Raw genomic sequence first — 21,662 nt, 5'->3', positions numbered from 1 at the left:
AGCGGAACGTCAAACAGGGAGTGAGGCGATGAGTATCTGGAAAATGACAATTGCCTGTTCGCTGGCGGGTGCGGTGATGGCCGGCCAGGTCGAGCAGGCGGCAGCAGCTCCGCTGCCGACCAATGTCGCGACCATGAAAGCCGCGGTCGGCGATGATGCTACGCAGGTGTACTGGCGCGGCCGAGGTTTTGGATGGGGTATTGGCGGCCTCGCGGCCGGCGCGATCATCGGCAGCGCCATCGCCAGCAGCGCGCCTTATGGCTATGGATATGGCGGCGGCCCATACTATGGGGGCGGCTACGGATATCCGGGGGCCGGGCTACGGTTATGCGCCCGCCTATTATGGCGGCGGCTACGGATCGGGTTATGCTTATGGTCCGGGTTACGGTTATGGCGGCTACTACGCGCGTCCCCGCTACTACGGCTATCGCGCCTATCGTCCATATTACGGTCCGCGCTACGGCTACTACCGGCCGTACCGGGCCTATCATCGCGGATATTGGTGATCGATCAAACGGGCGGAGCGCCTCGCCGCAGCGCGACGATGCTGAAGAGGTTTGAGGGCCGCTGCACGCAAGCGGTCCGATCGGCTTGCGCGCGTTGAACCCGGTGATGCGGCACTACGAGCCGGCCATGCCCGCCCGCGACAATCCCGATGCAGATCGCGACGATGATCGCGATCTCGATGCACCATTCGAGCGGTCCCGAGGTCATGGCAGCGCGATGGTGTTGGTGAGATCGGGCCCGGACAGGCCCGGGCCGCCGCACGCAAGATAGATGGCGACGAGAAAGATGCGGCTGAGGACGGTGGCGCTCAATATGACCCTGACGTCGCAATGGCGAATGGCAAAAGCGAGAGGCGAGATCGCCAGGTGTTTTAAAATGCTCATGGCCAACTCCTTGCCGGAATTCAGGCATCGACTGCCTGTCGACTGAAATGACAGTGTGATGAAAAGGCCGTCCGACGCCTTGCCGGCGTCTCTGAAGTGGACAGGCCAATGCTAGTGCCGGCGCAGGGCGCAGGTCTTTAGCGCGCCCTTACATTTGGCTGAGCTTTCCCTTAAGATCGGGGAGCATCCGGGGGTTGGAGCCGTGCGTAGAGACGCGCTTGCCTTTGGTGAATTCCGCCTCGACCGGGCCAACGCGCTATTGTGGCGAGGCGGGGAGCGGATCGCGCTGGCGCCGAAGCCGTTCGAGGTTCTTTGCTATCTTGTCGGTCGGCCCGGTGAGCTCGTCACCAAGGAAGAGTTGCTCGACGCGGTCTGGTCCGATCTGCACGTCAGCGAGTCGAGCCTCGCCGTTGCCGTGAACCCACGCTGCGCTCGGTGCTCGGCGACGACAGGCAGTCCCCCAACTACATCGAGACGGTCACGCGGCGCGGCTATCGCTTCATTGCGCCGGTCGCGACCGCCGAATTGCCTGCGATCGAGCGGCCAGCCGAAGAGGAGGCGGCTTCCGTCACGGAGCAGGTCGTCGATCGACGCCGGCACTGGAGGGTGGGCCGCACTGGCGCACTCGAGACGCTGGACAAGGCGTTGCAACTCGCTCGTACCGGACAGCGTCAGATCGTCTTCATCACCGGCGAAGCCGGGATCGGAAAAACCACCCTCTTGCAAATGACGCTCGACAGGATGAACCAGCAGGGACTGGGCGTGCTGCACTGTAGCTGCAACGAGTTGTTCGGCACTCATGAGGCCTTTCTTCCGCTGATCGGAGCGCTGAACGAGTGCTGCCGTCGAACCGATGGAGCATCGCTGCTGACTTCCATACGCGAGCACGCGCCGACCTGGCTCGCGCAAATGCCCGGATTCCTCGGCGAAGCAGACCGGGCCGCATTCCAGCATGAAGTCTTTGGCGCAACCCGGGAGCGCATGCTGCGCGAATTTGCCGATCTCATGGAACACCTCGCCGTCAGGCGACCATGGGTGATCATCCTGGAAGATCTGCATTGGAGCGACGTTGCCACCGTGGATGTGCTCTCCCGGCTTGCGCGCCGGGATCGGAGGGCGGCTATCCTCGTGCTGGCCACCTATCGGCCGATGGAAGTCGCCGTCGGCGGACATCCTATCCGTGCCGTTCACCAGGACTTGCGGATTCACGGACACGCCACCGAGCTCGCGCTCGATCGACTAACCGGCATCGACGTCGAACGTTATCTTTCCCTGCGCTTCAACTCGGCCGATTTTGCCAGAGAGCTGGTCGAGCGCATCTTCGCGAGAACCGGCGGGCATCCTCTGTTCGTGTCGTCTCTCCTCGATCATCTCGTGGCGCAAGGCGCGCTTGTCGAGCACGAATTGGGCTGGCGGCTGGTCAGCGAAGACGCGGCCTCGCATGACAGCATGCCGCGCGATCTGGAAGGAATGATCAAGCAGCAGATTGATCACCTCACCGTGGACGAGCGCAGCTTGCTCGAGGTCGCCAGTGCGGCGGGAGCGGAGTTTTCTGCGCTCCATATCGCCGGTGCGCTGGACCGTCCCGTGCTGGATGTCGAGGAGATGTGCGAGGACCTGGCGCGGACTGATCGCATTATCGTCGTTGCCGGCATGACTGAGTGGCCGAGCGGAGGTGTCTCCGGTCGCTATGCGTTCCAGCACGCGCTCTACCAGGAGATCCTGTACCAGCGGCTCGCGCCGGCGCGCCGCACGAAAACCCATGCGCTACTTGGGGCGGGGCTCGAGCAGGGCTATGGGCCGCAGGCTGCGGAGATTGCCGCCGTTCTCGCGCGCCACTTCGAACTGGGCCGCGATTTCCCGAAAGCGATGCATTATCTGGGCGCGGCCGCCGAGGGCTCGGCGCGAAGGTTCAGCACACGCGAGGCCGCCAATTACCTCTCCCGCGCTTTGGAACTGGTGCCGCATTTGCCGCCGGAGTTTCGGGTGACAGCACGTCTGAAGTTGTTGCTTCAGCGCGCCTGGGCCTGGCGGGCCAGTGGAGATTTCCTGAATTCCCTGCAGGATCTCAGCGCAGTCGTCGCGCACGCGGCGGAGAACGGACACGTGCGCGAAGAGGTGAACGCACTGGTCGACCTCAGCAGATTTTGTCTTTACGTCGATCGACGCCAGAGCCTGCCTGTTGCGGAACAGGCTCTTGTAAAGAGCCGGGCGATCGACGACGCCGCGTTCAGCGCTCTGGTCCAGGGGAACGTTGCCAATTTGAAGCTGATGCTCCGCGGCTGGGATCGCGAGAATGCGGACCTTGCCGAGCATGCGTCAGCACTGATCACCGGAGAACAGGATCTGAGCATGCGGCTGCGACGCTGCTCGATGGAGATGGTGCTGGAGTTCTTGCGCGCGAATTATCCGGCCTGCTGCGATGCGACGACCAGGGGCAAGGAGCTCGCCCGCCTGGTCGGTGACGTCTATCTGTTCGTACTCTATGAAACGGTCGAGGCGTTTGCCCAGATTTATCACGGTGAATGGGGGCAGGCGCAACGAAACGTCGTCTCCGCGTTGGCCATCTCGGAACGAAATGCAAATCCGCAGGCCGTCGCGCTGTGTCATCTCGCGATCGGATGGCTGTATTCCGAGGCCGAGGAATATGGGAGCGCGTCACGGCGTGCGGAGGATGCGCTCGGCCCGATGATCGAGGCCAATCCGTTCACCTTCTTCGTTGGCAGGAATCTGCTGGCGCGAGCTTATGTCAGGATGGGCGACCTGACTCGGGCGCGGCAGCATCTCGATGCGATGGAGCGGCGAATGGAGGTCGATCGCGTACCGATGGAGTCGCTGGTCATCCCCCACTATCTGCTGACTTGCTGCGACTATTGGATCGCGATCGGCGATCTGGATCGCGCCCAGAGTTCGGCCCGCCAGTTTCATGAGGTGACGAGCGCGGCACCCGACCGCCCGTTTCTCGCGCTGTGCCACGAGGTCATGGCAAGAATTGCGATCCTGAAGCAGGATGTGCAACTCGCCGGCGAACATTTGTCGACGGCAATTTCGATCGTCCGCCATGCCAGGTTGCCGCATGCCACCTGGCGGGTTTATCGCACGACCGCAGCGCTTTATGCGGGCCTTGGACAAACGCAAAGGGCTGCCAAGTGGCGGGACCGCTCCGGCCAGGTGATCGGATCGCTGGCAGAGACGCTTGATCCCGGCGATCCGCTGCGATCGGCGTCCTTTTTCGACGCAGGCCGGGACACCCGGCTCGATAGTGCGGAACGGTGATCGGGCTCAATCCGGCAGGTCCGCGATCTGTCGCGGTTCTCCGGGCTGTTGCTTGACCGTGTGTTGATTTTGCTGCTGCCGCAGCGTGCGGGAGGCACGGTAGGCATCCCTGCGCAATCGCATGATCGAACCGAGCGGCTGATGCGCCGCGAGACATCGCCATGGATCGAACGAAAGCACCTCGTCGGAATAGACGCGACGCGCGGGGCTGTCGGCGGTCTGGCGCGGAAGCGTGATCTTGCCGAGTGCTTGCGGCGGCGCGACGTCTTCGGGCCAGTCGATCGAGGCATCTTCGATCGGCGTTTGCTCCAGGTCGGTGCAGAGCTGGGCAAATAGTTCGTACTCGGCCGCATTGTCCTTGAAGAATGCAACGACAGTGTTCAGCACGGCATTATCGGCATCGTGGCAGGGCTGGCCGGTGAGCCGGCGGATCGAGGCCGAGATCGGCACCAGGCGAAGCCTTGCGATATAGTCGCCAAACCGCAGTGCTCCCTCTGTGTGAAAGGTTTCTCCAAGAATGTTGCTGCCGGCATCACCAAGCGCTTTCAAGACTATCGGGATCGGAATGCCTGTTCTGTCCGATGCGGCGACCAGGATGCGCGCGATAAAGCCTATGGGTCCGTACGCCAGATCCGGCAGGATCAGGCTGCGCTCGACCTTGTGCTGCGCGTGCATATAGGCCATCGCATCCGCGAAATAGCTGGAGTGGTTGACAAGCAGGAGATCCTGGTTCGTCGAGTCGTCGTCGCCGAGCGCCTTAAGCCCAGTCGCGCCCAAGACCTTGATGGCCAACCCCCGCGGCGAACGTACGCGATCGCTCCTGTTGAACGCGGTGGAGAGACGGACGATGATCGGGAAGTGGCCAGCCTGTTTGAACAGGCCCTGGCGCAGATGATCCGGCAAATCGTCGTAGACGATCAGCTCGCCGCGGAGATAGCCGGCGCCCTTGGCGTGCTGCTGCCGGGTCCCATGCTTGTCGTTGTGAAAAGTGCGAGCGCTCGTTCGCGAGATCGAGGCCACGATCGCCTCGACGGCCTCCGCTTCCTCCGGCCGGATTTGTTCGACGGACGGATCGTAACGAAGATACTGACCGGCTGACATGGCGCTGATCTCCCAGCCCGAAGGTCGCCTTCCCATTGCAAGCTCGACGGCCGCAGGGCGAGTTCCACTGTAAGCCCGTCCAGTCGGGATCGGCAATCGGAGAACGAGCTGCGGTTGCCTGGACAAGCCGTGGGATGAGGCATCCTGTTACCGACGAGATCACAGGGTCGATGCTAGGCCAGTGGCGTTTCGTAAGTCCTTATGGGCTCCTTATGTTGTCCTGATCTTTTCCTTAAGGCCCGGCCAGCGGGCGGCGACGTTGGCCGGCGTCTAAAGTGACAGCCACACGATCAGGCCCATGCAAGCGAAATGCGCGAGCACGATCGCGGCGAGATGCAGTGGGCCAGCCTTGAGGCGAAGCCTTCGCATCCCGCTGCCTCCTAGTTCGATCCTGCGGCCGCAGCGGTGAAGCTGCGGTCGACGGCTTTGCTGACGTCGAGCTTCTTCGGCAGGATGCCGTAGCGCGTCGAGCGGTCGGAGGCTTCCTGCACCTCCTTCACGACGTTCTCGTCGATCACGATCGGGCTGGTGCGCTGCGCGGTGTAGGCCGAGAGCAGCACGTCCTCCGGCAGCTTGGTTAGTTCGGCCGTGCTCTTGGCATATTCGCCGAGATGATCCAGCGACCACAGCCGCGCCTTGTTCAGCCGCTGCACGAGGTCCTGCACCGCCGCGCGCTTGCTAGTGATAGCGCTGTCAGAGGCGACGATAAAGGTGATGGTCGGCGTCAGGCCCTCACCATCGGCGATCACGCGAGCGTTGTCCTGGAGCGTCGCGAACGAGACGTAGGGCTCCCACACTGCCCAGGCATCGATCGAGCCCGCGACCAACGCGATCTTGGCGTCGACCGGGCCGAGCGGCGCGAAAGTCGCGTCCTCCAGCTTGATCTGCGCCTTCTCCAGCGTGGCGTCGATCAGGAACTGGCCCCAGCCGCCGCGCGTGCCGGCAAGGCGTTTTCCCTTGAGGTCGGCGGCCGATTTGATCGGCGAATCCTGGCGTACGAGAATGGCTTGTGTCTTCGCATCCGACCTTGTGCCGCCGATCGCCCTTGATCGGCGCGCCGGCCGCGTAGACGGAAAGGAACGAGAGGTCGCCGGTGTAGCCGACGTCGAGTGCGCCGGCGTTGAGCGCCTCCAGGATCGGCGCAGCCGCGGGGAATTCCGACCATTCGATCTTGTAAGGCAGATCCTTCGCGTAGCCAGAGATCTCGAGCAGCGAGCGATTGCCGCCCTTCTGGTCGCCGACGCGCAGCACGATTGCGTCGGCTGCGAATGACGTCGCGGCCGTCGACAGGGTGATGGCGGCAGCAAGCAGCGATGCGGCGAGCCGGCGGGTGACGGAATGGTGGAGGGAGTTGATGCTCATGTTGCCTGTCTTGGTGCTTTGCTCACGACGCGTGAGCGAACGATCCAGCGAGACGATCAAGTCTATGGTCGCGCGATGCGCAGTCAATGAAATGGCTAACCGTATTGCGCGCGCGATGGGCAAGGACGTTTTAGCGAGGCGCTGCTTTCGAGAACGTGCGGTGTGCGCCACTGATGCTGCGCAAGAATTAAGCAAGAGAGGGAGTAGGCCAGCACGCTGCCAACCGATGCATCGGAAGAAATCCTTTCATCGTCCCGGACGCGCCGATGGAGAGAATGACTTCGCTTCGCGCAACATTCGAAAATCCATTTCATTGACGATGCGGCGAGCACGCAGCATGATTTGCGCATCGCATCAACGAGGCGCAGCAGGCGCCGGCGAAAAGATTTTCTCTCAACGCAGCTCCGCACGGAACAGGCGCAACGCAAACTGTTGTGCAGATGGCGGAGCCGTGCCAGCGCAGGAGTGGGGACGGATGAACGACGACATCAAGCACGGCGGATCGAGGCTCGACCGGCGTCACCTGCTCCAGGCGGGGCTCGCGGCGGCATTCGCCGCGCCGCTCGGCGCCCTCGGTGCGGCACAGGCTTTTGTGCCGCACGGGATTGCGTCCGGCGTCGACTTCTCGGAATTTCCGCTGTGCCGGACGGCGTCAGATGCGCCCGCGCTCGCCGGTGCGCCGCGCAAATTGAAGCTGTCGTGGAATGCCGGCGCGGTCTGCCTTGCACCGCTGCCGGTCGCCATCGAGCACGGTTTCTTCCAGAAGCAGAATCTCGACGTCGAGCTCGTCAACTATTCCGGATCGACCGACCAGCTGCTAGAGGCGATCGCGACGGGAAAGAGCGATGCCGGTCTCGGCATGGCGCTGCGCTGGCTGAAGCCGCTGGAGCAGGGCTTTGACGTCAAGATCGCCGCCGGCACCCATGGCGGCTGCATGCGCGTGCTGACGCGCGCCGACTCCAGCGTGAGCAAGCTGGCCGATCTCAAGGGCAAGATCGTCGCGGTCGGCGATCTCGGCGGCCCCGACAAGAACTTCTTTTCGATCCAGCTCGCAAAGCTCGGCATCGATCCCAACAAGGACGTCGACTGGCGCGCCTATCCCGGCAACCTCCTCAACGTCGCCGTCGAGAAAGGCGAGGTGCAGGCGTTCCTGTCGTCCGACCCACTCGGCTATCTCTGGCTCAAGGACAGCCAGTACAAGGAAGTCGCCTCCAATCTCGACGGCGAATACCGCGACAAGAGCTGCTGCATCGTCGGCTTGCGCGGCAGTCTGGTGCGCGAGGAGCCGCAGATCGCGCGCGCCATCACGCAGGCGCTGCTCGACGCCGCCATGTTCACCTCGCAGAACCCGACAGTGGCGGCAAAATCGTTCCAGCCCTACGCGCCCAAGACGGCGTCGCTCGCCGATATCGAAGGCATGGTGCGCTACCACACTCACCACCATCACCCCGTCGGCGAAGTACTGAAGCGCGAGCTCAAGGCCTATGCCGACGATCTCAAGAGCGTGCAGGTCTTCAAACAGAGTACCGATACGGCCAAATTCGCGGAGCGCATTTATGTCGACGTATTCGCTGTCTGACGGCCTTGCTTCCGGCGCGCCGCGTCTCTCGCGCGCGCCGCTGCTTGCGAGTTGGGTCCGTGAATCCGGCGTTGGCATTCTCGCCAGCGTGGCGTGGATCGCCTTCGGCCTGTCCTGCCTGTGGTGGGAGGACGTCGGCGATTGGTCGCGAACCCATTCGCTCGGCATTGCCGCCTTTGTCATCGCGGCCGTCGCGCTGTTCGGGACCGTCGCCGCCGACTATCTCGGCTCGGCCGGCCGGGCCTTGCGCCAGCGTGCGCCGTGGCTCGTCGTGCTCGGCGTTTTCATGACCCTGTGGGAAGTCGCGACCGCGAAATTCGCCTGGCTGCCATTGCCGTTCTTCCCGCCGCCACAGTCGATCATCGAGGTCTATACAGACGATCTGCCAAAACTGCTCGACAGCGTGTTCGCCTCGGTCAAGCTCCAGCTCGGCGGCTATCTGATCGGCGCAACAGTCGGCTTCCTGACCGGCGTCTCGATCGGTTGGTCGCGCGCCGTCGGCTATTGGGTGCATCCGGTGCTGCGCTTCATCGGCCCGCTGCCGGCGACCGCCTGGCTGCCGATCGCCTTCTTCACCTTCCCGTCGAGCTGGAGCGCCTCGCCTCGACCTTTCTGATTGCGCTGGCAACCGGCTTCCCGGTCACCGTGCTGACTTGGTCGGGCGTCGCGAGTGTGAGCAACGCTTATTACGACGTCGCGCGGACGCTCGGCGCAAAGCCGTCCTTCCTGGTGTTGAAGGTCGCGATCCCCGCGGCATTGCCGCATGTCTTCGTCGGCCTGTTCATGGGGCTCGGCTCGTCCTTCGCCGTATTGGTCGTCGCCGAGATGATCGGCGTCAAGGCCGGGCTCGGCTGGTACCTGCAATGGGCGCAGGGCTGGGCGGCCTACGCCAACATGTATGCGGCGCTGATCGTGATGTCGCTGCTCTGCTCCGGCGCGATCACGCTGTTGTTCGCGATCCGCGATCGCCTGCTGGTCTGGCAGAAGGGAACCGTAAAATGGTAGCCGCAACTGCACTGGCCGAAATCGACGCTCACCCGGCCGCAGGTGCCGCGCTCGACATCGAGCAGGTCAGCCACGCCTTCGACATCGACGGTGCCGAGCTGCCGGTGCTCAGCGACGTCAGCATCTCCGTGGAGCCGGGCGAGTTCGTCGCGCTGCTCGGCCCCTCCGGCTGCGGCAAGTCGACCTTGCTGCGCCTCGTCGCAGGCCTCGACAAGCCCAGGTCCGGAACGCTGCGCGAGGACGACAGCCGCATCAGAAGCCCGCATCCCTCGCGCGTCGTCGTGTTCCAGGATCCGACACTGTTTCCCTGGCGTACGGTGCGGGACAACGTCGCACTGGGGCTGGAGGCGCAGGGCGTCTTGAAGAGCCAGCGTCATCGCGTCGATGCCGCGCTCGATCTTGTCGGCCTTGCGTCCTTCCGCAATGCCTATCCGCACCAGCTCTCAGGCGGCATGGCGCAGCGCGTCGCGCTGGCCCGCGCGCTGGTCAACGATCCCAAAATCCTCATCCTCGACGAACCGCTCGGAAAGCTCGATTCGCTGACCCGCATCACCATGCAGGCCGAGTTGGTCTCGTTGTGGCAGCGCAAGGGTTTTACCACGCTGCTGGTGACGCATGACGCCGAGGAGGCGCTGGTGCTCGCCAACCGCGTCATCGTGTTCAGCGACCGCCCGGCGCGGGTCAAGGCCGACATCCGTGTCGACCGGCCCTATCCGCGCCATCGCGGCGATCCGTATCTGGCCGATCTGCGCCGCCAGATTCTTGGCCTGCTGGGACTGGACGCCACATGGTGAGTTCGATAGCCAAGGGGCCCGTGGGCCATAGCGAGCCCGACTACATCGCACGTGCCGAGGCGCTGGCCGGGGCCTTCGCCGCGCGCGCGGCCGAACACGACCGCACCGGTAGCTTCCCGTTCGAGAATTTTCGCGAGCTGTCCGACGCAGGCCTGCTGTCGCTGACGGTGCCGGCCGCCCATGGCGGGGCCGGAGCGGGCGCACAATATGCCGCACGCGTCCTCGGCATCATCGGCAAGGCTGATCCGTCGACCGCGCTGGTGTTGTCGATGCACTACATCAATCATCTGGTGATGGCACGGAGCCCGACCTGGCCGGCGCGGCTGTCGCGCAAGCTTGCACGCGAGAGCGTCGAAGGCCTTGCGCTCGTCAACGCGCTCCGCGTCGAGCCCGAACTGGGCTCGCCTGCGCGCGGCGGACTGCCCGCGACCATTGCACGTCGCACCGAAACCGGCTGGCGGCTTTCCGGCCACAAGATCTATTCGACGGGCTCGCCGATCCTGAAATGGTATCTGGTGTGGGCGCGGACGGACGAAGCCGAGCCGCGCGTCGGACAGTTTTTGGTGTCGGCGGGCCTGCCGGGCACCCGCATCGTCGAGACCTGGGATCATCACGGCCTGCGCGCCAGCGGCAGCCACGACGTCATCTTCGACGACGTCGTGATTCCTCTCGATGCCGAGATCGATGTGCGCAAGCCGGCGGACTGGCGCGCTCCCGATGTCGCGCAGGCGACCGTCCACACGATCTTCGTCGCCGCGATCTATGACGGCGTGGCGCGGGCTGCACGCGACTGGCTGGTCGCGTTCCTGAACCAGCGGGTGCCGGCCAGCCTCGGTGCGCCGCTTGCGACCTTGCCGCGCGTGCAGGAGATCCTCGGCGCGATCGAAGCACGGCTCGCGGTCAATGCGCGTCTGATCGCATCCTTCGCCGGTGATTTCGATGACGGCATCGCGCTCTCGGCGGCCGAGTCCAATGTCATCAAGCTGACGGTGACCAACAACGCCGTCGCCGCGGTCGAGGATGCCTTGTCGCTGACCGGAAATCATGGCCTCTCCCGCACCAATCCGCTGGAGCGGCACTATCGCGACGTCCTGTGCGGTCGCGTGCACACGCCGCAGGACGATTCCACGCGCACCGGCCTCGGCCGTGCCGCATTGGGACTCTAGCTTTCAGAAAACAAACAGGGAGACGATCATGTCGATCGAGTTCATCGGTTTCATCAGCAACAACAATTCGTCCGAGACCGTCGTTCGCGAGGGACCGATCCTCAACCCGACCCACATCGAGACGGTGGCGAAGGCGCATGAGAATGCCGGCTTCGACCGCGCGCTGCTGGCGTTTCATTCAACGGCGCCCGATGCGCTTCAGGTCGCCCAGCACGTCCTCGGTGCGACCAGCCGCCTCAACGTGCTGATCGCGCAGCGCCCGGGCTTCACCGCCCCGACCCTGCTGGCGCGGCAGTTCGCAGCGCTCGACCAGTTCTCCCGCGGACGTGTCGCGCTCCACGTCATCACCGGCGGCAACGCAACCGAGCTGCGGCAGGACGGCAACACGCTCGACGACAAAGACGAGCGATACGCACGCACCTCGGAATTTCTTGATGTCCTCAAGCTGGAATGGACCAGCGACAAGCCCTTCACCTACAAGGGCAAGCACTATCAGGTCGAGAACGCGTTTTCGCAGGTGAAGCCGTATCGCCCAGATGGCATCCGGATCTATTTCGGCGGCGCCTCGGATGCGGCAATCGACGTCGCCGGCAAGCACGCCGACACCTTTGCGCTGTGGGGTGAATCCTATGCGCAGGTGCGCGACGTCACCTCACGCGTCCATAACGCGGCCGTCAGGCAAGGCCGTCCGACGCCACGCTTCAGCCTCTCGGTGCGGCCGATCATTGCCCCGACCGAGAAGCAGGCCTGGGAAAAGGCGGAAGAGCTTCTTGCGCGCGCCACCGCGCTCCAGGACAAGACCGGCTACCGCAAACCCGCCGACGGCCACGCCACGGCCGGCGCGCGGCGCCTGCTCTCGCTTGCCGACCAGGGCAGCCGCATCGACAAGCGGCTGTGGACCGAGATCGCAAAGCTCACCGGCGCCAACAGCAACACCACGGCGCTGGTCGGTACGCCGGAGCAGGTCGCGGAAGTCTTCGGCGACTATTACGACCTCGGCATCAGCCATTTCCTGATCCGCGGCTTCGATCCCCTGATCGACGCCATCGAGTATGGGCGCGAGCTGATTCCGCTGACGCGCGAGCTGGTCGCCAAGCGTCAGGCCGTTCGCGGCGAGGCGGCGGAATGATCCGCCTCATGCTAGCCGGCGCGCTGCTGTTCGGCTCGTTCGAGCTGGCGGCGGCGCAGACCACCTTGCGCGTCGGCGACCAGAAGGGCAATTCGCAGGCGGTCATGGAAGCCGCTGGCGTGCTCAAGGACGTTCCGTACAAGATCGAATGGAAGGAGTTTCCGGCGGCTGCGCCACTGCTGGAAGCGCTGAGCGCCGGCGCAATCGAGACCGGTCTCGTTGGCGATGCACCCTTCACCTTTGCCGCCGCCTCCGGCGCGCCGGTGAAAGCGATTGCCGCGATCCGGCAGACGCGGGAGGGTCTCGCCATTCTCGTGCCCGAGGCCTCGCCAATCAAGAGCTTCGCCGATCTCCGCGGCAAGAAGATCGCAACGGGCCGCGGCTCGATCGGCCATCAACTGATCCTGGCCGCGCTCGAGAAGAACGGCTGGAGTGCGGCCGACGTGCAGATTGCCTTCCTGGCGCCGTCGGACGCCAAGATCGCCTACACGCAACGCTCCGTCGACGCGTGGTCGACCTGGGAGCCTTATGTCAGCCAGGAGGAGGTGCTGTTCAAGTCGCGCCGCGTCATCACCTCGGAGGGCCTGACACCGGGGCTGAGCTTTCAAGTGGCGCGGCCTGATGCCATCCGCGACAAGCGCGCGGAGCTGACCGACTTCATCCGGCGCCTCACCGCGGCGCGGGCGTGGTCGCTGAACAATGTCGAGAGCTATGCCGCGACCTGGGGCAGGCTGATGAACATCCCGACCGCCGTGCCGCAGAATTGGCTGTCACGCGCAAAGATCAGGATCGCGCCGATCGACGACGGCGTGGTCGCGGACGAGCAGAGCACGATCGATCTCTATTTTCGCTGGGGCCTGATCAAGCAGAAGCTGGATGCGACCGAGATCGTGGATCGCTCGTTCTCGGATGCGATCGCGAAGGCAGGGTTGTAGGAACAGCTCTCGTGTCCCGGACGCGGCGCAGCGTGCAACGCTGCTCCGCAGAGCCGGGACCCATGTTGCACAGAAATGCTCGGCGATATGGGCCCCGGCTCAGCAGCGCACCGCTGAAGAAGCGCTGCGCTGCGTCCGGGGCACGAAACCTCACATGCCTCTCAAGTGTCCGTGAAGCGGAGAGAGCACCTCCTAATCCGATTGCCTTCTTCGAAACGTTCCTTCTGCATTCCTTGCTCCCGACAACACCTCCATTGCTATTTGCACCGTCTCCCTTGCGCCACGCGCGGTCCCCTCAAAAATCTTCCAGACGACCACATCGGGAGACCGGCCATGGGCCTGCAAGAAACAAAGATCGAATCGCTTCCCTTCGTCACCGCCGAACTCAACTATCTCGCGCCGGTTTCGGGCAAACCGCGCACCTACGCCTTCGATCCGCCGCCGGGCGAGCCCAAGAGCACGTCGTTGCCGGAGCCGCATCAGGTGCCGATCTTCGATGCGCGCCTGATCGCGCAAAATATCTCGCTCGATCGCGAAGGCTTTGCGCTGGTGCGGCATCCGACCCTGGTGAAGGATTTCAACAACGATGAAGAGGTGAGGGCGGTCTACTATCCCGCCGTCGAGGCCTTCCTGCGCGCAACGCTGAAAGCCGACCGCGTCTTCATCTTCGACCATACCGTGCGCAGGCGGGTCGAGGGCGCCGCGGACATTCGCGACGGCGGTCCGCGTCAGCCGGCAACGCGCGTCCATGTCGACCAGACCGCGATCTCCGGCGCCAATCGCGTGCGCGAACATCTGCCCGACGAAGCCGAAGAGCTGCTGAAGGGACGCGTGCAAGTGATCAACCTCTGGCGGCCGATTCGCGGTCCCTTGCGCGATTCACCCTTGGCGATGGCCGATGGCACGACGGTTGCGCCCGACGATCTCGTCGCCTCCGATCTGATCTATCCCAACCGTCGCGGCGAGACTTATTCGGTGAAATACAATCCGAACCATCGCTGGTTCTATTTCCCCAAGATGACGGCCGAGGAAGCGCTGCTGCTCAAGTGCTACGATTCCGCAACCGATGGCCGCACGCGCTTCGGGCCTCATACGGCCTTCGTCGATCCGACCACGCCGGCGGATGCGGCGCCGCGCGAGAGCATCGAGGTCCGGACGCTCGTGTTCCACAAACGGTAACAATGTGTGATGGCGCTGCCGGGCGTTGCCCGGCAGCGGCTCAGGAACCCACGGGAACCAACAAACGTTTGCTGCGCGGGCCAGGGCCAACCGGGAGCGGTGCCGTGCGAGCGCAGACCACGCTATTTTCTTGCCTTGCCACTTTTTCGCTTTCTGCTGTTTCCTTTGCCCACGCCGAGAGCGGGCTTGCCTCCTATTACGGATACGGAAAAGCCGGGAAAGGCCAGCTGACCTGCGCGCACCGGACGCGGCCCTTCGGAAGCGTGCTGAGGGTGTCTTACGGGAGCCGCTCGATTCAGTGCCGCGTCAACGATCGCGGCCCGTTCATCCGCGGCCGTATCGTTGACCTCTCCGTTCCCGCTGCTCGTGCGCTCGGCATGATGAGCGCCGGCGTGGTGCGGGTCTCGGTGGAATAGGCCTGCCGGCGCGCTATAGTGCGGCCCAAAGCATGGGTAAGGGGGCGCTATGGCAAAGATCAGGGTGGGACTCGTCGGCTGCGGCTTCGTGTCGGAGCTGCATATGTATGCGTTCCGGCGCGTCTACGGCGTGGATGTCGAGGTCGCGGCGGTCGCTGCGCGCGGCGACCGCGTCGTTGAATTCGCCGGCCGCCATCAGATCTCGCGGGTCTATCGCAGCTTCACTGAGCTGATCGCAGACCGCGAACTCGACGTCATCGACATCTGCACGCCGCCCAATCTGCATGCCGAAATGATCGTGGCCGCCATGCAAGCCGGCAAGCACGTGATCTGTGAAAAACCCTTCGCCGGCTATTTTGGCCGCGCGGGCGACGAGCAGCCGATCGGCAAGCATGTGCCGAAGGCGCTGATGTACGAGCGCGTGCTGGAGGAGATGGACGCGACACGGGCTGCGATCGAACGTACCGGAAAGCTCTTCATGTATGCCGAGGACTGGATCTACGCACCCGCGGTGACCAAGACCGCGGAGATCATCAGGGCGACGAAAGACAAAATCCTGTTCATGAAGGGCGAGGAGAGTCATTCCGGCTCGCATGCGGCCCATGCCGCGCAATGGGCGATGACCGGCGGCGGCTCGTTGATCCGGATGGGCTGCCATCCGCTCTCCGCCGTGCTGTATCTCAAGCAGGTTGAAGCCAAGGCGCGCGGCGAGACTATCCGCGTCGCCAGCGTCACCGGCGATGTCGGCAATGTCACGGCCAACCTCAAGCCGGAGGAGCGCACTTACATCAAGGCCAATCCCGTCGACGTCGAGGATTGGGGCACACTCACCGCCACCTTCTCGGACGGTACCAAGGCCACCGTGTTCTCCGGCGACATGATCATGGGCGGCGTGCGCAATCTGATCGAGACCTATACGTCAGGCGGCTCGCTGTTCGCCAACATCACGCCGAACACGCATCTGATGAGCTACCAGACCTCCGAAGAGAAGCTCGCCTCGGTCTACATCACCGAAAAAGTCGACCGCAAGACCGGCTGGCAATATGTCTGCCTCGAGGAGGAATGGACGCGCGGCTATCTCCAGGAAATCCAGGACTTCATGGAATGCGCCGCGAGCGGAAGGCCGCCGCTGTCCGACCTGGCGCTGGCGTATGAGACGATCAAGGTGAACTACGCCGGCTATTGGGCGGCGGAGGAGGGGCGAAGGGTGGTGTTGTAGGGCGAGCGGCGAGCCACCCTCTCCCACAAGGGAAGAGGGACGCACCGTCTGCGCGGCTTCAATCCTACGTCCCGTAAGTCGACCCCTTCGGCAGCGGGAATACCGGGTCTTGCGTCCTGATGTTCGTCGGCCACACCACCGAGATGTGCTCGCCGGCATTCTGCATCACGACCGGCGTCGAGCGTTCGTTCTGGCCGGAAAGCGGCGTGCCGGGCGGGAAGAATTTCACGCCATAGCCCTGGATGGTGCCGCCGGCGGGAAATGTCGACGTCGAGCGCGGCTTTGCGAATGGCCTCGGGCTCGAAGCTGCCGTATTTCTCCTTGGCGACCGGCAGCACGTTGTTGATCAGCACCCAGGTCTGGTTGAAACCCATCGAGCAGTGCGGCGGCACGTCGGTCGCGCCGGTCTTGGCCTGGTAGCGCGAGACCATGGTCTTGGTCAGATCGCCGATTCCAGGCGCAAGCTTCGCCGGATCGAGCAGCTGCGCCGGCACCGGATCGATGTTGCAGAAATTGTCGATGTCTGCGCCGAAAGTCGCGCGCAACTTGTCGAGCTGGCTATAGCCGGCGCCCGCGCCGAACAGCATCTTGAAGCGCAGGCCGCTCTCGCGGGCCTGGCGCAGGAACAGGGTGATGTCGGGGTTGTAGCCGGCATGCGAAATCACGTCGGCCTTGGCGCGTTTGATTTTTGTGACCAGCACCGACAAATCCGGGGCCGAAGCCGAATAGCCCTCTTTCAGCACGATCTGAAGTCCGGCTTCTTTCGCATAGGCCTCGTCTGCGGCGGCGACGCCAACACCGTAAGGGCCGTCCTCGTGGATCAACGCGATCTTGACGTCCTTTGGCTCCATGCCGAGCTTCGCCTTGGCATGCTCGCTCATGAAGCCGGCAAAGGCCTGTCCATATTGGTCGGAATGGATCTGCGCGCGAAAGACATATTGCAGGTTCTTGTCCTTGAACACGGCGGTCGAGACCGCGGTCGTGATCCAGAGGATCTTCTTCTGCTGCTCGACCTTTGCCGCCATCGGTACCGCATGCGCGCTGGAATAGACGCCGTTGATGATGTCGATCTTTTCCTGGCTGATCAGCCGCTCGGCCTCGTTGATCGCGACATCGGCCTTGCTCTGCGAGTCCGCCGCGACCGGCACGATCTTGGTCTTGCCGCCGATGCCGCCTTTTTCGTTGACGAGGTCGATGGCGATCTGTGCGCCGACCGAGGAGGCGACCGAGCCGCCGGCGGCGAACGGGCCGGTGAGGTCGTAGATCAGGCCGATGCGCAAATTCTCGGCTTGCGCCTGGGCCCTTGTCCAATCGAGGCTGAGTGCGGCGGCAGCAGCCGCCGAGCTCTTCAGCAGCTGCCTGCGTGAAGTCGGCATCCTATCCTCCCTCAAAAACCGTCCGATGACTGGTCTTGCTTATCTTTTTACGAAGTATGGGGAGCGGGACGGCGGAAAGTCAACATGGCGAAAGTCGGGGTCCCTCCTCCGCGGCGCAGAACGCAATTGCGAAATGAGTGGCGATGAGATCGTGCGCTACTGTTTCAAGCGACGGGCGTAACTGCCCAGGTCCGTTTGCTCGGTTAGGCGACGCTGAGTTTGTGGATGAGTTGTGTGGGGCATCGGGACAATGTTTCGAGCATGTTCCATCCGCGCTTTCGAGCGGTACCGATCAGGGTGCGAAGCGTGGCGAAATTGTCTGCGCCTTGTGAGGTGCGGAAGCCGGCAGAGATCTTCTGCCGCAATTTCATCATCCGAGCATCGCGCTCGGCCTCGTTGTTGGTAAACGGCACCGCCGAGTTGTGCAGAAACAGCAGCACCGCCTCTTTATGTAACTTGAGGCGCAACAGGAGATTATGGCCCGTGCGCCGTCTGATCCGCCCGCGCTTGATGTCGCGAGGCAGCGCGGGTAGCGCCTCGTGCCAGGCGATACCGGCGCGGATAATGCGGTCATAAAGTCGCTCGGCGGCGCGGATTCTGTTGGGACGCAGCGCGCCTGTCTGATCGGTTGGATGCTCTGACGCCAGATTGACCTCGTGGCACAGGCAGCGGAGCAACCCGCGCATGCGCCGGGCCCAGGCCTCGCCATCGATGTCCACCAGCGCCGTCAACTCGCGCAGGTGATGCGCATTGCACAGCGCATGCGTGACACCGGACATCTGAAAATAGGATGTCCAATGGTCGTGCACAACGATATGCGCCGCTTGCGTCAGCACCTCGCCGCGCCTGGGTGAGACGCGATAATGCACCAGCCCATTGATCCCGGGCGGTGCCCGCGACATGCAGCCATTGCGGCGTGGCGCCCACCCAGAACCCGGTCTCATCCAAATGCTTGACCGGTGCCCGGCGGATTTGCTCGCAGACTGCCGCAGCGAAATCCTGCGTCCGGCTGGCAGCCCGGGCGATCATTTGTCCGATCGTGCCGGCCGAGATGGTCACGCCAAACAGATCGGAGAGGATTTGCCCGAGCCGATCTTCAGGCAGAAACTGTCCCGCCGACAGATAGGTCACCACAGCGGCCAACCGGACGCCATATTGCGCCGGCGCCCTTACCTCGGGTGGAAACGATCCTGTCGTGACCGCGCCACAGCCGCTGCATTTGCAACGATAGAGCTGATGCTCCGTGACGAGCAGCGGCGCCGGCGCCGGCAGATCGAACACCTGACGGCTGCCGACAAGTTCCAGCTGTTCACCCTCCAGCGCCATTCGGCAGCGCCCGCATCTGACAGGGCGATGCATGATCGTATGATCGACCCGTTCGGACCGCTTCAAGTGTTTGCCTGCATGGCCGGGCTGGCCGCCGGGCTTCTTCAACCCTCGCTCACGCAGGCTCTGTGTCCGGCGAGAAGCCTGGCCCGGTCCATCGCTCGAAGGCGGCTTGCTGCTATTGGAGCTGTCCAGACCAAGCCGACGCTCCAGATCGGCCACACGCACCGTCAGCAATGCGTTCTGCTGCTCCAACATCAGGTTGCGCTCCTGCAACTCCCCAATCAGGGCCAGCAGGGCGTCCACAGACAATGAGGAATTTGGCGGCGTCACCCATACCTTGACTCACAAACACATGTGGTCAGTCAAGAGAATACAAACGGCCACCTGGGCAGTTACCGACGGGCAAGGTAATTTGCGGTCTTCCCGCCGGCTTCGGCGATCTGATGCGGTGTCCCCGATGCCACGATACGGCCGCCCTCGTCACCGGCGCCGGGGCCGAGGTCGATGATCCAGTCGCAGTGAGAGACGACATCCATGTCATGCTCGACCACGATCACGCTGTTGCCGGCCTCCACGATCCGCTCGAGCTGGGCGATCAGCCGCTCGACATCCTGCGGATGAAGACCGGTGGTCGGCTCGTCGAGGACGTAGAGCGTGTGACCGCGTTGCGGCCGCATGAGCTCGGTCGCGAGCTTGATGCGCTGGGCTTCGCCGCCCGACAATTCGGTGGCGGACTGGCCAAGGCGGATATAGCCGAGGCCAACCTCGCGAACGACCGCTAGCGAGCGGTTCAGTGTTGGATCTGCGCGGAAGAATTCGTAGGCCTCGTCGACGCGCATCGCCAGCACATCCGCGATGGATTTTCCGCGGATCTTCACCTCGAGCGTCTTGTCGTTGTAGCGCGCGCCCTTGCAGGTCGGGCAGGGCGCATAGACGCTGGGCAGGAACAGAAGCTCGACGCAGACAAATCCTTCGCCCTCGCAGGTGCTGCATCGGCCTTTCGCGACATTGAAGGAGAAGCGTCCGGCATCGTAGCGGCGGGATTTTGCCTGCGGCGTCGCGGCGAACAGCTTCCGGACATGGTCGAACAGGCCGGTATAGGTCGCAAGGTTGGATCGTGGCGTGCGGCCGATCGGCTTCTGATCCACCACGACGAGACGATCGACCTGGTCGAGGCCGGCGACAATCCTGCCGCCCAATGTCTCGACCATTGGTGCCAGACTGTCGTCGTCCGCTTCCGCGCCACGTGTATGGCCGAGGTGCTCCGCCACGGCATCGACGAGGAATTGGCTGATCAGGCTCGATTTGCCGGAGCCCGACACGCCGGTCACGCTGGTGAGAACACCCAGTGGGATATCGACGCTGAGGCTGTGAAGATTATTCCGGGTCACCCCCCGGACTTTCAGATGCCCCTTCGGCGCGCGACGGACCGTCGGCAGCGGCTTTCGTGGATGCGCGAGATAACGAGCGGTTCGCGATTGCTCGATTTGGCCAAGCCCACCGGCTGGCCCACTGTAGAGGATGTTCCCGCCGCCCTCGCCGGCGTCCGGCCCGACATCCACCAGCCAGTCGGCATGCCGGATCACCTCGATCTCGTGCTCGACCACGAAGATTGAATTGCCCGCGTGCTTCAGCCGGTCCAGCGCCCGTAGCAGCGCCTCGGTGTCGGCGGGATGCAAGCCTGCCGAGGGTTCGTCGAGCACGTAGACGACGCCGAACAGGTTGGAGCGGACCTGTGTCGCAAGTCGCAGCCGCTGCAACTCGCCCGGGGACAGCGTCGGCGTGCTGCGCTCGCAAGCGAGATAGCCGAGGCCGAGGTCGAGCAGGACGGCTAGTCGCGCCGACAGATCCTCGCTGATGCGCCTGGCGACGATGGTCTTCTCCGATGCCTCTTCCGTCGATGCCCTTGCGAACGGCTTTATCACCTCCTGCAGCTGCTTGAGCGGCAGATGCGACATCTCGGCGATATTGAGGCCGGCGAATTTGACCTTGAGCGCCTCGGGCTTCAATCGCGTGCCGTGGCAGGTCGGGCAGTCCTGGGTGATCATGAATTGCGCGACGCGGCGCTTCATCATCGCACTCTCCGACTTGGCATAGGTCTGCATCACGTAGCGCTTTGCGCCGGTGAAAGTGCCCTGATAGCTCGGCTCCTCCTTGCGGCGAAGGGCTCGTTTGACCTCGGCCGCAGTGTAACCGGCATAGACCGGAACGGTCGGCTGCTCCTCCGTGAACAGGATCCAGTCGCGGTCCTTTTTAGGCAGCTCACGCCAGGGCTTGTCCACGTCGTAACCGAGCGTCGTCAGGATGTCCCGGAGGTTCTGCCCCTGCCAGGCACTCGGCCAGGCCGCGACGGCGCGCTCGCGGATGGTCTTGGTGTCGTCGGGCACCATGGAGTTTTCGGTGACGTCGAGCATCCTGCCGATACCGTGACAGGTCGGGCAGGCTCCTTCCGGCGTGTTCGGCGAGAACGATTCCGCATAGAGCATCGGTTGTCCGCGCGGGTAATCGCCGGCACGGGAGTAGAGCATCCTGAGCAGGTTCGAGATGGTGGTCACGCTGCCGACAGACGACCTCGTCGTCGGCGCGCCGCGCTGCTGCTGGAGCGCTACGGCGGGCGGCAGGCCTTCGATGTCGTCGACCTCTGGGATTTGCATCTGGTGGAACAGCCGCCGCGCGTAAGGCGACACCGATTCCAGATATCGACGCTGCGCCTCGGCATAGATCGTTCCAAAGGCGAGCGAGGATTTCCCTGATCCCGACACGCCCGTGAACACGACGAGGGCGTTGCGGGGAATGCGAACGTCGACGTTCCTGAGGTTGTGCTCACGCGCGCCTCGCACACGAACGAAGCCGTCGTCCTGCATCAGTCTATCGGGTTGTCTTGATCGGTCGTCCATCTGGCTGTT

13 protein-coding genes and 5 pseudogenes are annotated in these 21,662 nt (G+C 63.8%); 12 read left to right on the top strand and 6 right to left on the bottom strand.

Features of this window, described 5'->3' with window-relative positions; all coding sequences use genetic code 11:
- Positions 1-28 precede the first annotated feature (28 nt).
- Positions 29-506, top strand: a pseudogene (locus ACVWW3_RS19790) (hypothetical protein).
- A 204-nt stretch (positions 507-710) separates the two neighbouring features.
- On the opposite strand, the gene ACVWW3_RS19785 reads toward ACVWW3_RS19790, so the two are convergent.
- Positions 711-890, bottom strand: coding sequence for a hypothetical protein (locus ACVWW3_RS19785; RefSeq protein ID WP_456648932.1), 180 nt, complete (start codon positions 888-890; stop codon positions 711-713).
- Positions 891-1,092: 202 nt separating this feature from the next.
- Between ACVWW3_RS19785 and ACVWW3_RS19780 the strand changes: the two are divergent.
- Together ACVWW3_RS19780 and ACVWW3_RS19775 are read left to right on the top strand one after the other, a co-directional pair.
- Positions 1,093-1,248 (top strand): annotated as a pseudogene (locus ACVWW3_RS19780) (winged helix-turn-helix domain-containing protein); the annotation flags it as partial.
- A 77-nt stretch (positions 1,249-1,325) separates the two neighbouring features.
- Positions 1,326-4,166: an AAA family ATPase gene (locus tag ACVWW3_RS19775; protein WP_456672082.1), complete on the top strand. Its 2,841-nt coding sequence runs from the start codon at positions 1,326-1,328 to the stop codon at positions 4,164-4,166.
- A gap of 6 nt (positions 4,167-4,172) precedes the next feature.
- Here ACVWW3_RS19775 and ACVWW3_RS19770 read toward each other — a convergent pair whose 3' ends face one another.
- Together ACVWW3_RS19770 and ACVWW3_RS19765 are read right to left on the bottom strand one after the other, a co-directional pair.
- Positions 4,173-5,267 carry a catalase family protein gene (locus ACVWW3_RS19770; protein ID WP_456648934.1) on the bottom strand — a complete coding sequence of 365 codons (1,095 nt, stop codon included), beginning with the start codon at positions 5,265-5,267 and terminating at the stop codon, positions 4,173-4,175.
- A gap of 380 nt (positions 5,268-5,647) precedes the next feature.
- Positions 5,648-6,629 (bottom strand): annotated as a pseudogene (locus tag ACVWW3_RS19765) (ABC transporter substrate-binding protein).
- Positions 6,630-7,104: 475 nt separating this feature from the next.
- Between ACVWW3_RS19765 and ACVWW3_RS19760 the strand changes: the two are divergent.
- The 9 genes and pseudogenes from ACVWW3_RS19760 to ACVWW3_RS19720 all read left to right on the top strand — a co-directional run bounded on the left by ACVWW3_RS19760 (position 7,105) and on the right by ACVWW3_RS19720 (position 16,051).
- Complete coding sequence (locus ACVWW3_RS19760; protein ID WP_456648936.1) at positions 7,105-8,208, top strand: ABC transporter substrate-binding protein; 1,104 nt, start codon at positions 7,105-7,107, stop codon at positions 8,206-8,208.
- A pseudogene (locus tag ACVWW3_RS19755) lies at positions 8,186-9,213 on the top strand (ABC transporter permease). Before ACVWW3_RS19760 ends, ACVWW3_RS19755 begins: the two are co-directional and overlap by 23 nt.
- Positions 9,207-10,007 carry an ABC transporter ATP-binding protein gene (locus tag ACVWW3_RS19750; protein WP_456648937.1) on the top strand — a complete coding sequence of 267 codons (801 nt, stop codon included), beginning with the start codon at positions 9,207-9,209 and terminating at the stop codon, positions 10,005-10,007. The pseudogene ACVWW3_RS19755 and the gene ACVWW3_RS19750 overlap by 7 nt, the downstream one beginning before the upstream one ends.
- Complete coding sequence (locus ACVWW3_RS19745; RefSeq protein ID WP_456648938.1) at positions 10,001-11,173, top strand: acyl-CoA dehydrogenase family protein; 1,173 nt, start codon at positions 10,001-10,003, stop codon at positions 11,171-11,173. Before ACVWW3_RS19750 ends, ACVWW3_RS19745 begins: the two co-directional genes overlap by 7 nt.
- Before the next feature lie 28 nt (positions 11,174-11,201).
- Positions 11,202-12,302: an LLM class flavin-dependent oxidoreductase gene (locus ACVWW3_RS19740; protein WP_456648939.1), complete on the top strand. Its 1,101-nt coding sequence runs from the start codon at positions 11,202-11,204 to the stop codon at positions 12,300-12,302.
- Positions 12,299-13,237: an ABC transporter substrate-binding protein gene (locus tag ACVWW3_RS19735; protein WP_456648940.1), complete on the top strand. Its 939-nt coding sequence runs from the start codon at positions 12,299-12,301 to the stop codon at positions 13,235-13,237. Before ACVWW3_RS19740 ends, ACVWW3_RS19735 begins: the two co-directional genes overlap by 4 nt.
- Before the next feature lie 333 nt (positions 13,238-13,570).
- Complete coding sequence (locus ACVWW3_RS19730; protein WP_456648941.1) at positions 13,571-14,416, top strand: CmcJ/NvfI family oxidoreductase; 846 nt, start codon at positions 13,571-13,573, stop codon at positions 14,414-14,416.
- Positions 14,417-14,520: 104 nt separating this feature from the next.
- Positions 14,521-14,832, top strand: coding sequence for a septal ring lytic transglycosylase RlpA family protein (locus tag ACVWW3_RS19725; RefSeq protein WP_456648942.1), 312 nt, complete (start codon positions 14,521-14,523; stop codon positions 14,830-14,832).
- A gap of 49 nt (positions 14,833-14,881) precedes the next feature.
- A complete protein-coding gene (locus ACVWW3_RS19720) occupies positions 14,882-16,051 on the top strand; it encodes a Gfo/Idh/MocA family protein (RefSeq protein ID WP_456648943.1) in 1,170 nt (389 codons plus the stop codon).
- Here the strand turns inward: ACVWW3_RS19720 and ACVWW3_RS19715 are convergent.
- The 3 genes and pseudogenes from ACVWW3_RS19715 to uvrA form a co-directional block, all read right to left on the bottom strand.
- Positions 16,012-17,427 carry an ABC transporter substrate-binding protein gene (locus ACVWW3_RS19715; RefSeq protein WP_456672081.1) on the bottom strand — a complete coding sequence of 472 codons (1,416 nt, stop codon included), beginning with the start codon at positions 17,425-17,427 and terminating at the stop codon, positions 16,012-16,014. The two genes, ACVWW3_RS19720 and ACVWW3_RS19715, sit on opposite strands and share 40 nt — an antisense overlap.
- A gap of 203 nt (positions 17,428-17,630) precedes the next feature.
- A pseudogene (gene tnpC / locus ACVWW3_RS19710) lies at positions 17,631-19,086 on the bottom strand (IS66 family transposase).
- 62 nt (positions 19,087-19,148) lie between these two features.
- Positions 19,149-21,653: an excinuclease ABC subunit UvrA gene (gene uvrA, locus ACVWW3_RS19705; protein WP_456648945.1), complete on the bottom strand. Its 2,505-nt coding sequence runs from the start codon at positions 21,651-21,653 to the stop codon at positions 19,149-19,151.
- Positions 21,654-21,662: the final 9 nt, after the last annotated feature.

The organism is Bradyrhizobium sp. LM2.9, assembly GCF_054056555.1.
The sequence above is the reverse complement of the archived record's forward strand: the minus strand, read 5'-3'. Positions and strand labels throughout refer to the sequence as shown.

Coding starts and splice junctions, on each gene's coding strand:
- ACVWW3_RS19785 (WP_456648932.1), bottom strand. CDS start 890: ATGAGCATTTTAAAACACCTGGCGATCTCGCCTCTCGCTTTTGCCATT.
- ACVWW3_RS19770 (WP_456648934.1), bottom strand. CDS start 5,267: ATGTCAGCCGGTCAGTATCTTCGTTACGATCCGTCCGTCGAACAAATC.
- ACVWW3_RS19760 (WP_456648936.1), top strand. CDS start 7,105: ATGAACGACGACATCAAGCACGGCGGATCGAGGCTCGACCGGCGTCAC.
- ACVWW3_RS19750 (WP_456648937.1), top strand. CDS start 9,207: ATGGTAGCCGCAACTGCACTGGCCGAAATCGACGCTCACCCGGCCGCA.
- ACVWW3_RS19745 (WP_456648938.1), top strand. CDS start 10,001: ATGGTGAGTTCGATAGCCAAGGGGCCCGTGGGCCATAGCGAGCCCGAC.
- ACVWW3_RS19740 (WP_456648939.1), top strand. CDS start 11,202: ATGTCGATCGAGTTCATCGGTTTCATCAGCAACAACAATTCGTCCGAG.
- ACVWW3_RS19735 (WP_456648940.1), top strand. CDS start 12,299: ATGATCCGCCTCATGCTAGCCGGCGCGCTGCTGTTCGGCTCGTTCGAG.
- ACVWW3_RS19730 (WP_456648941.1), top strand. CDS start 13,571: ATGGGCCTGCAAGAAACAAAGATCGAATCGCTTCCCTTCGTCACCGCC.
- ACVWW3_RS19720 (WP_456648943.1), top strand. CDS start 14,882: ATGGCAAAGATCAGGGTGGGACTCGTCGGCTGCGGCTTCGTGTCGGAG.
- ACVWW3_RS19715 (WP_456672081.1), bottom strand. CDS start 17,427: ATGCCGACTTCACGCAGGCAGCTGCTGAAGAGCTCGGCGGCTGCTGCC.
- uvrA (WP_456648945.1), bottom strand. CDS start 21,653: ATGGACGACCGATCAAGACAACCCGATAGACTGATGCAGGACGACGGC.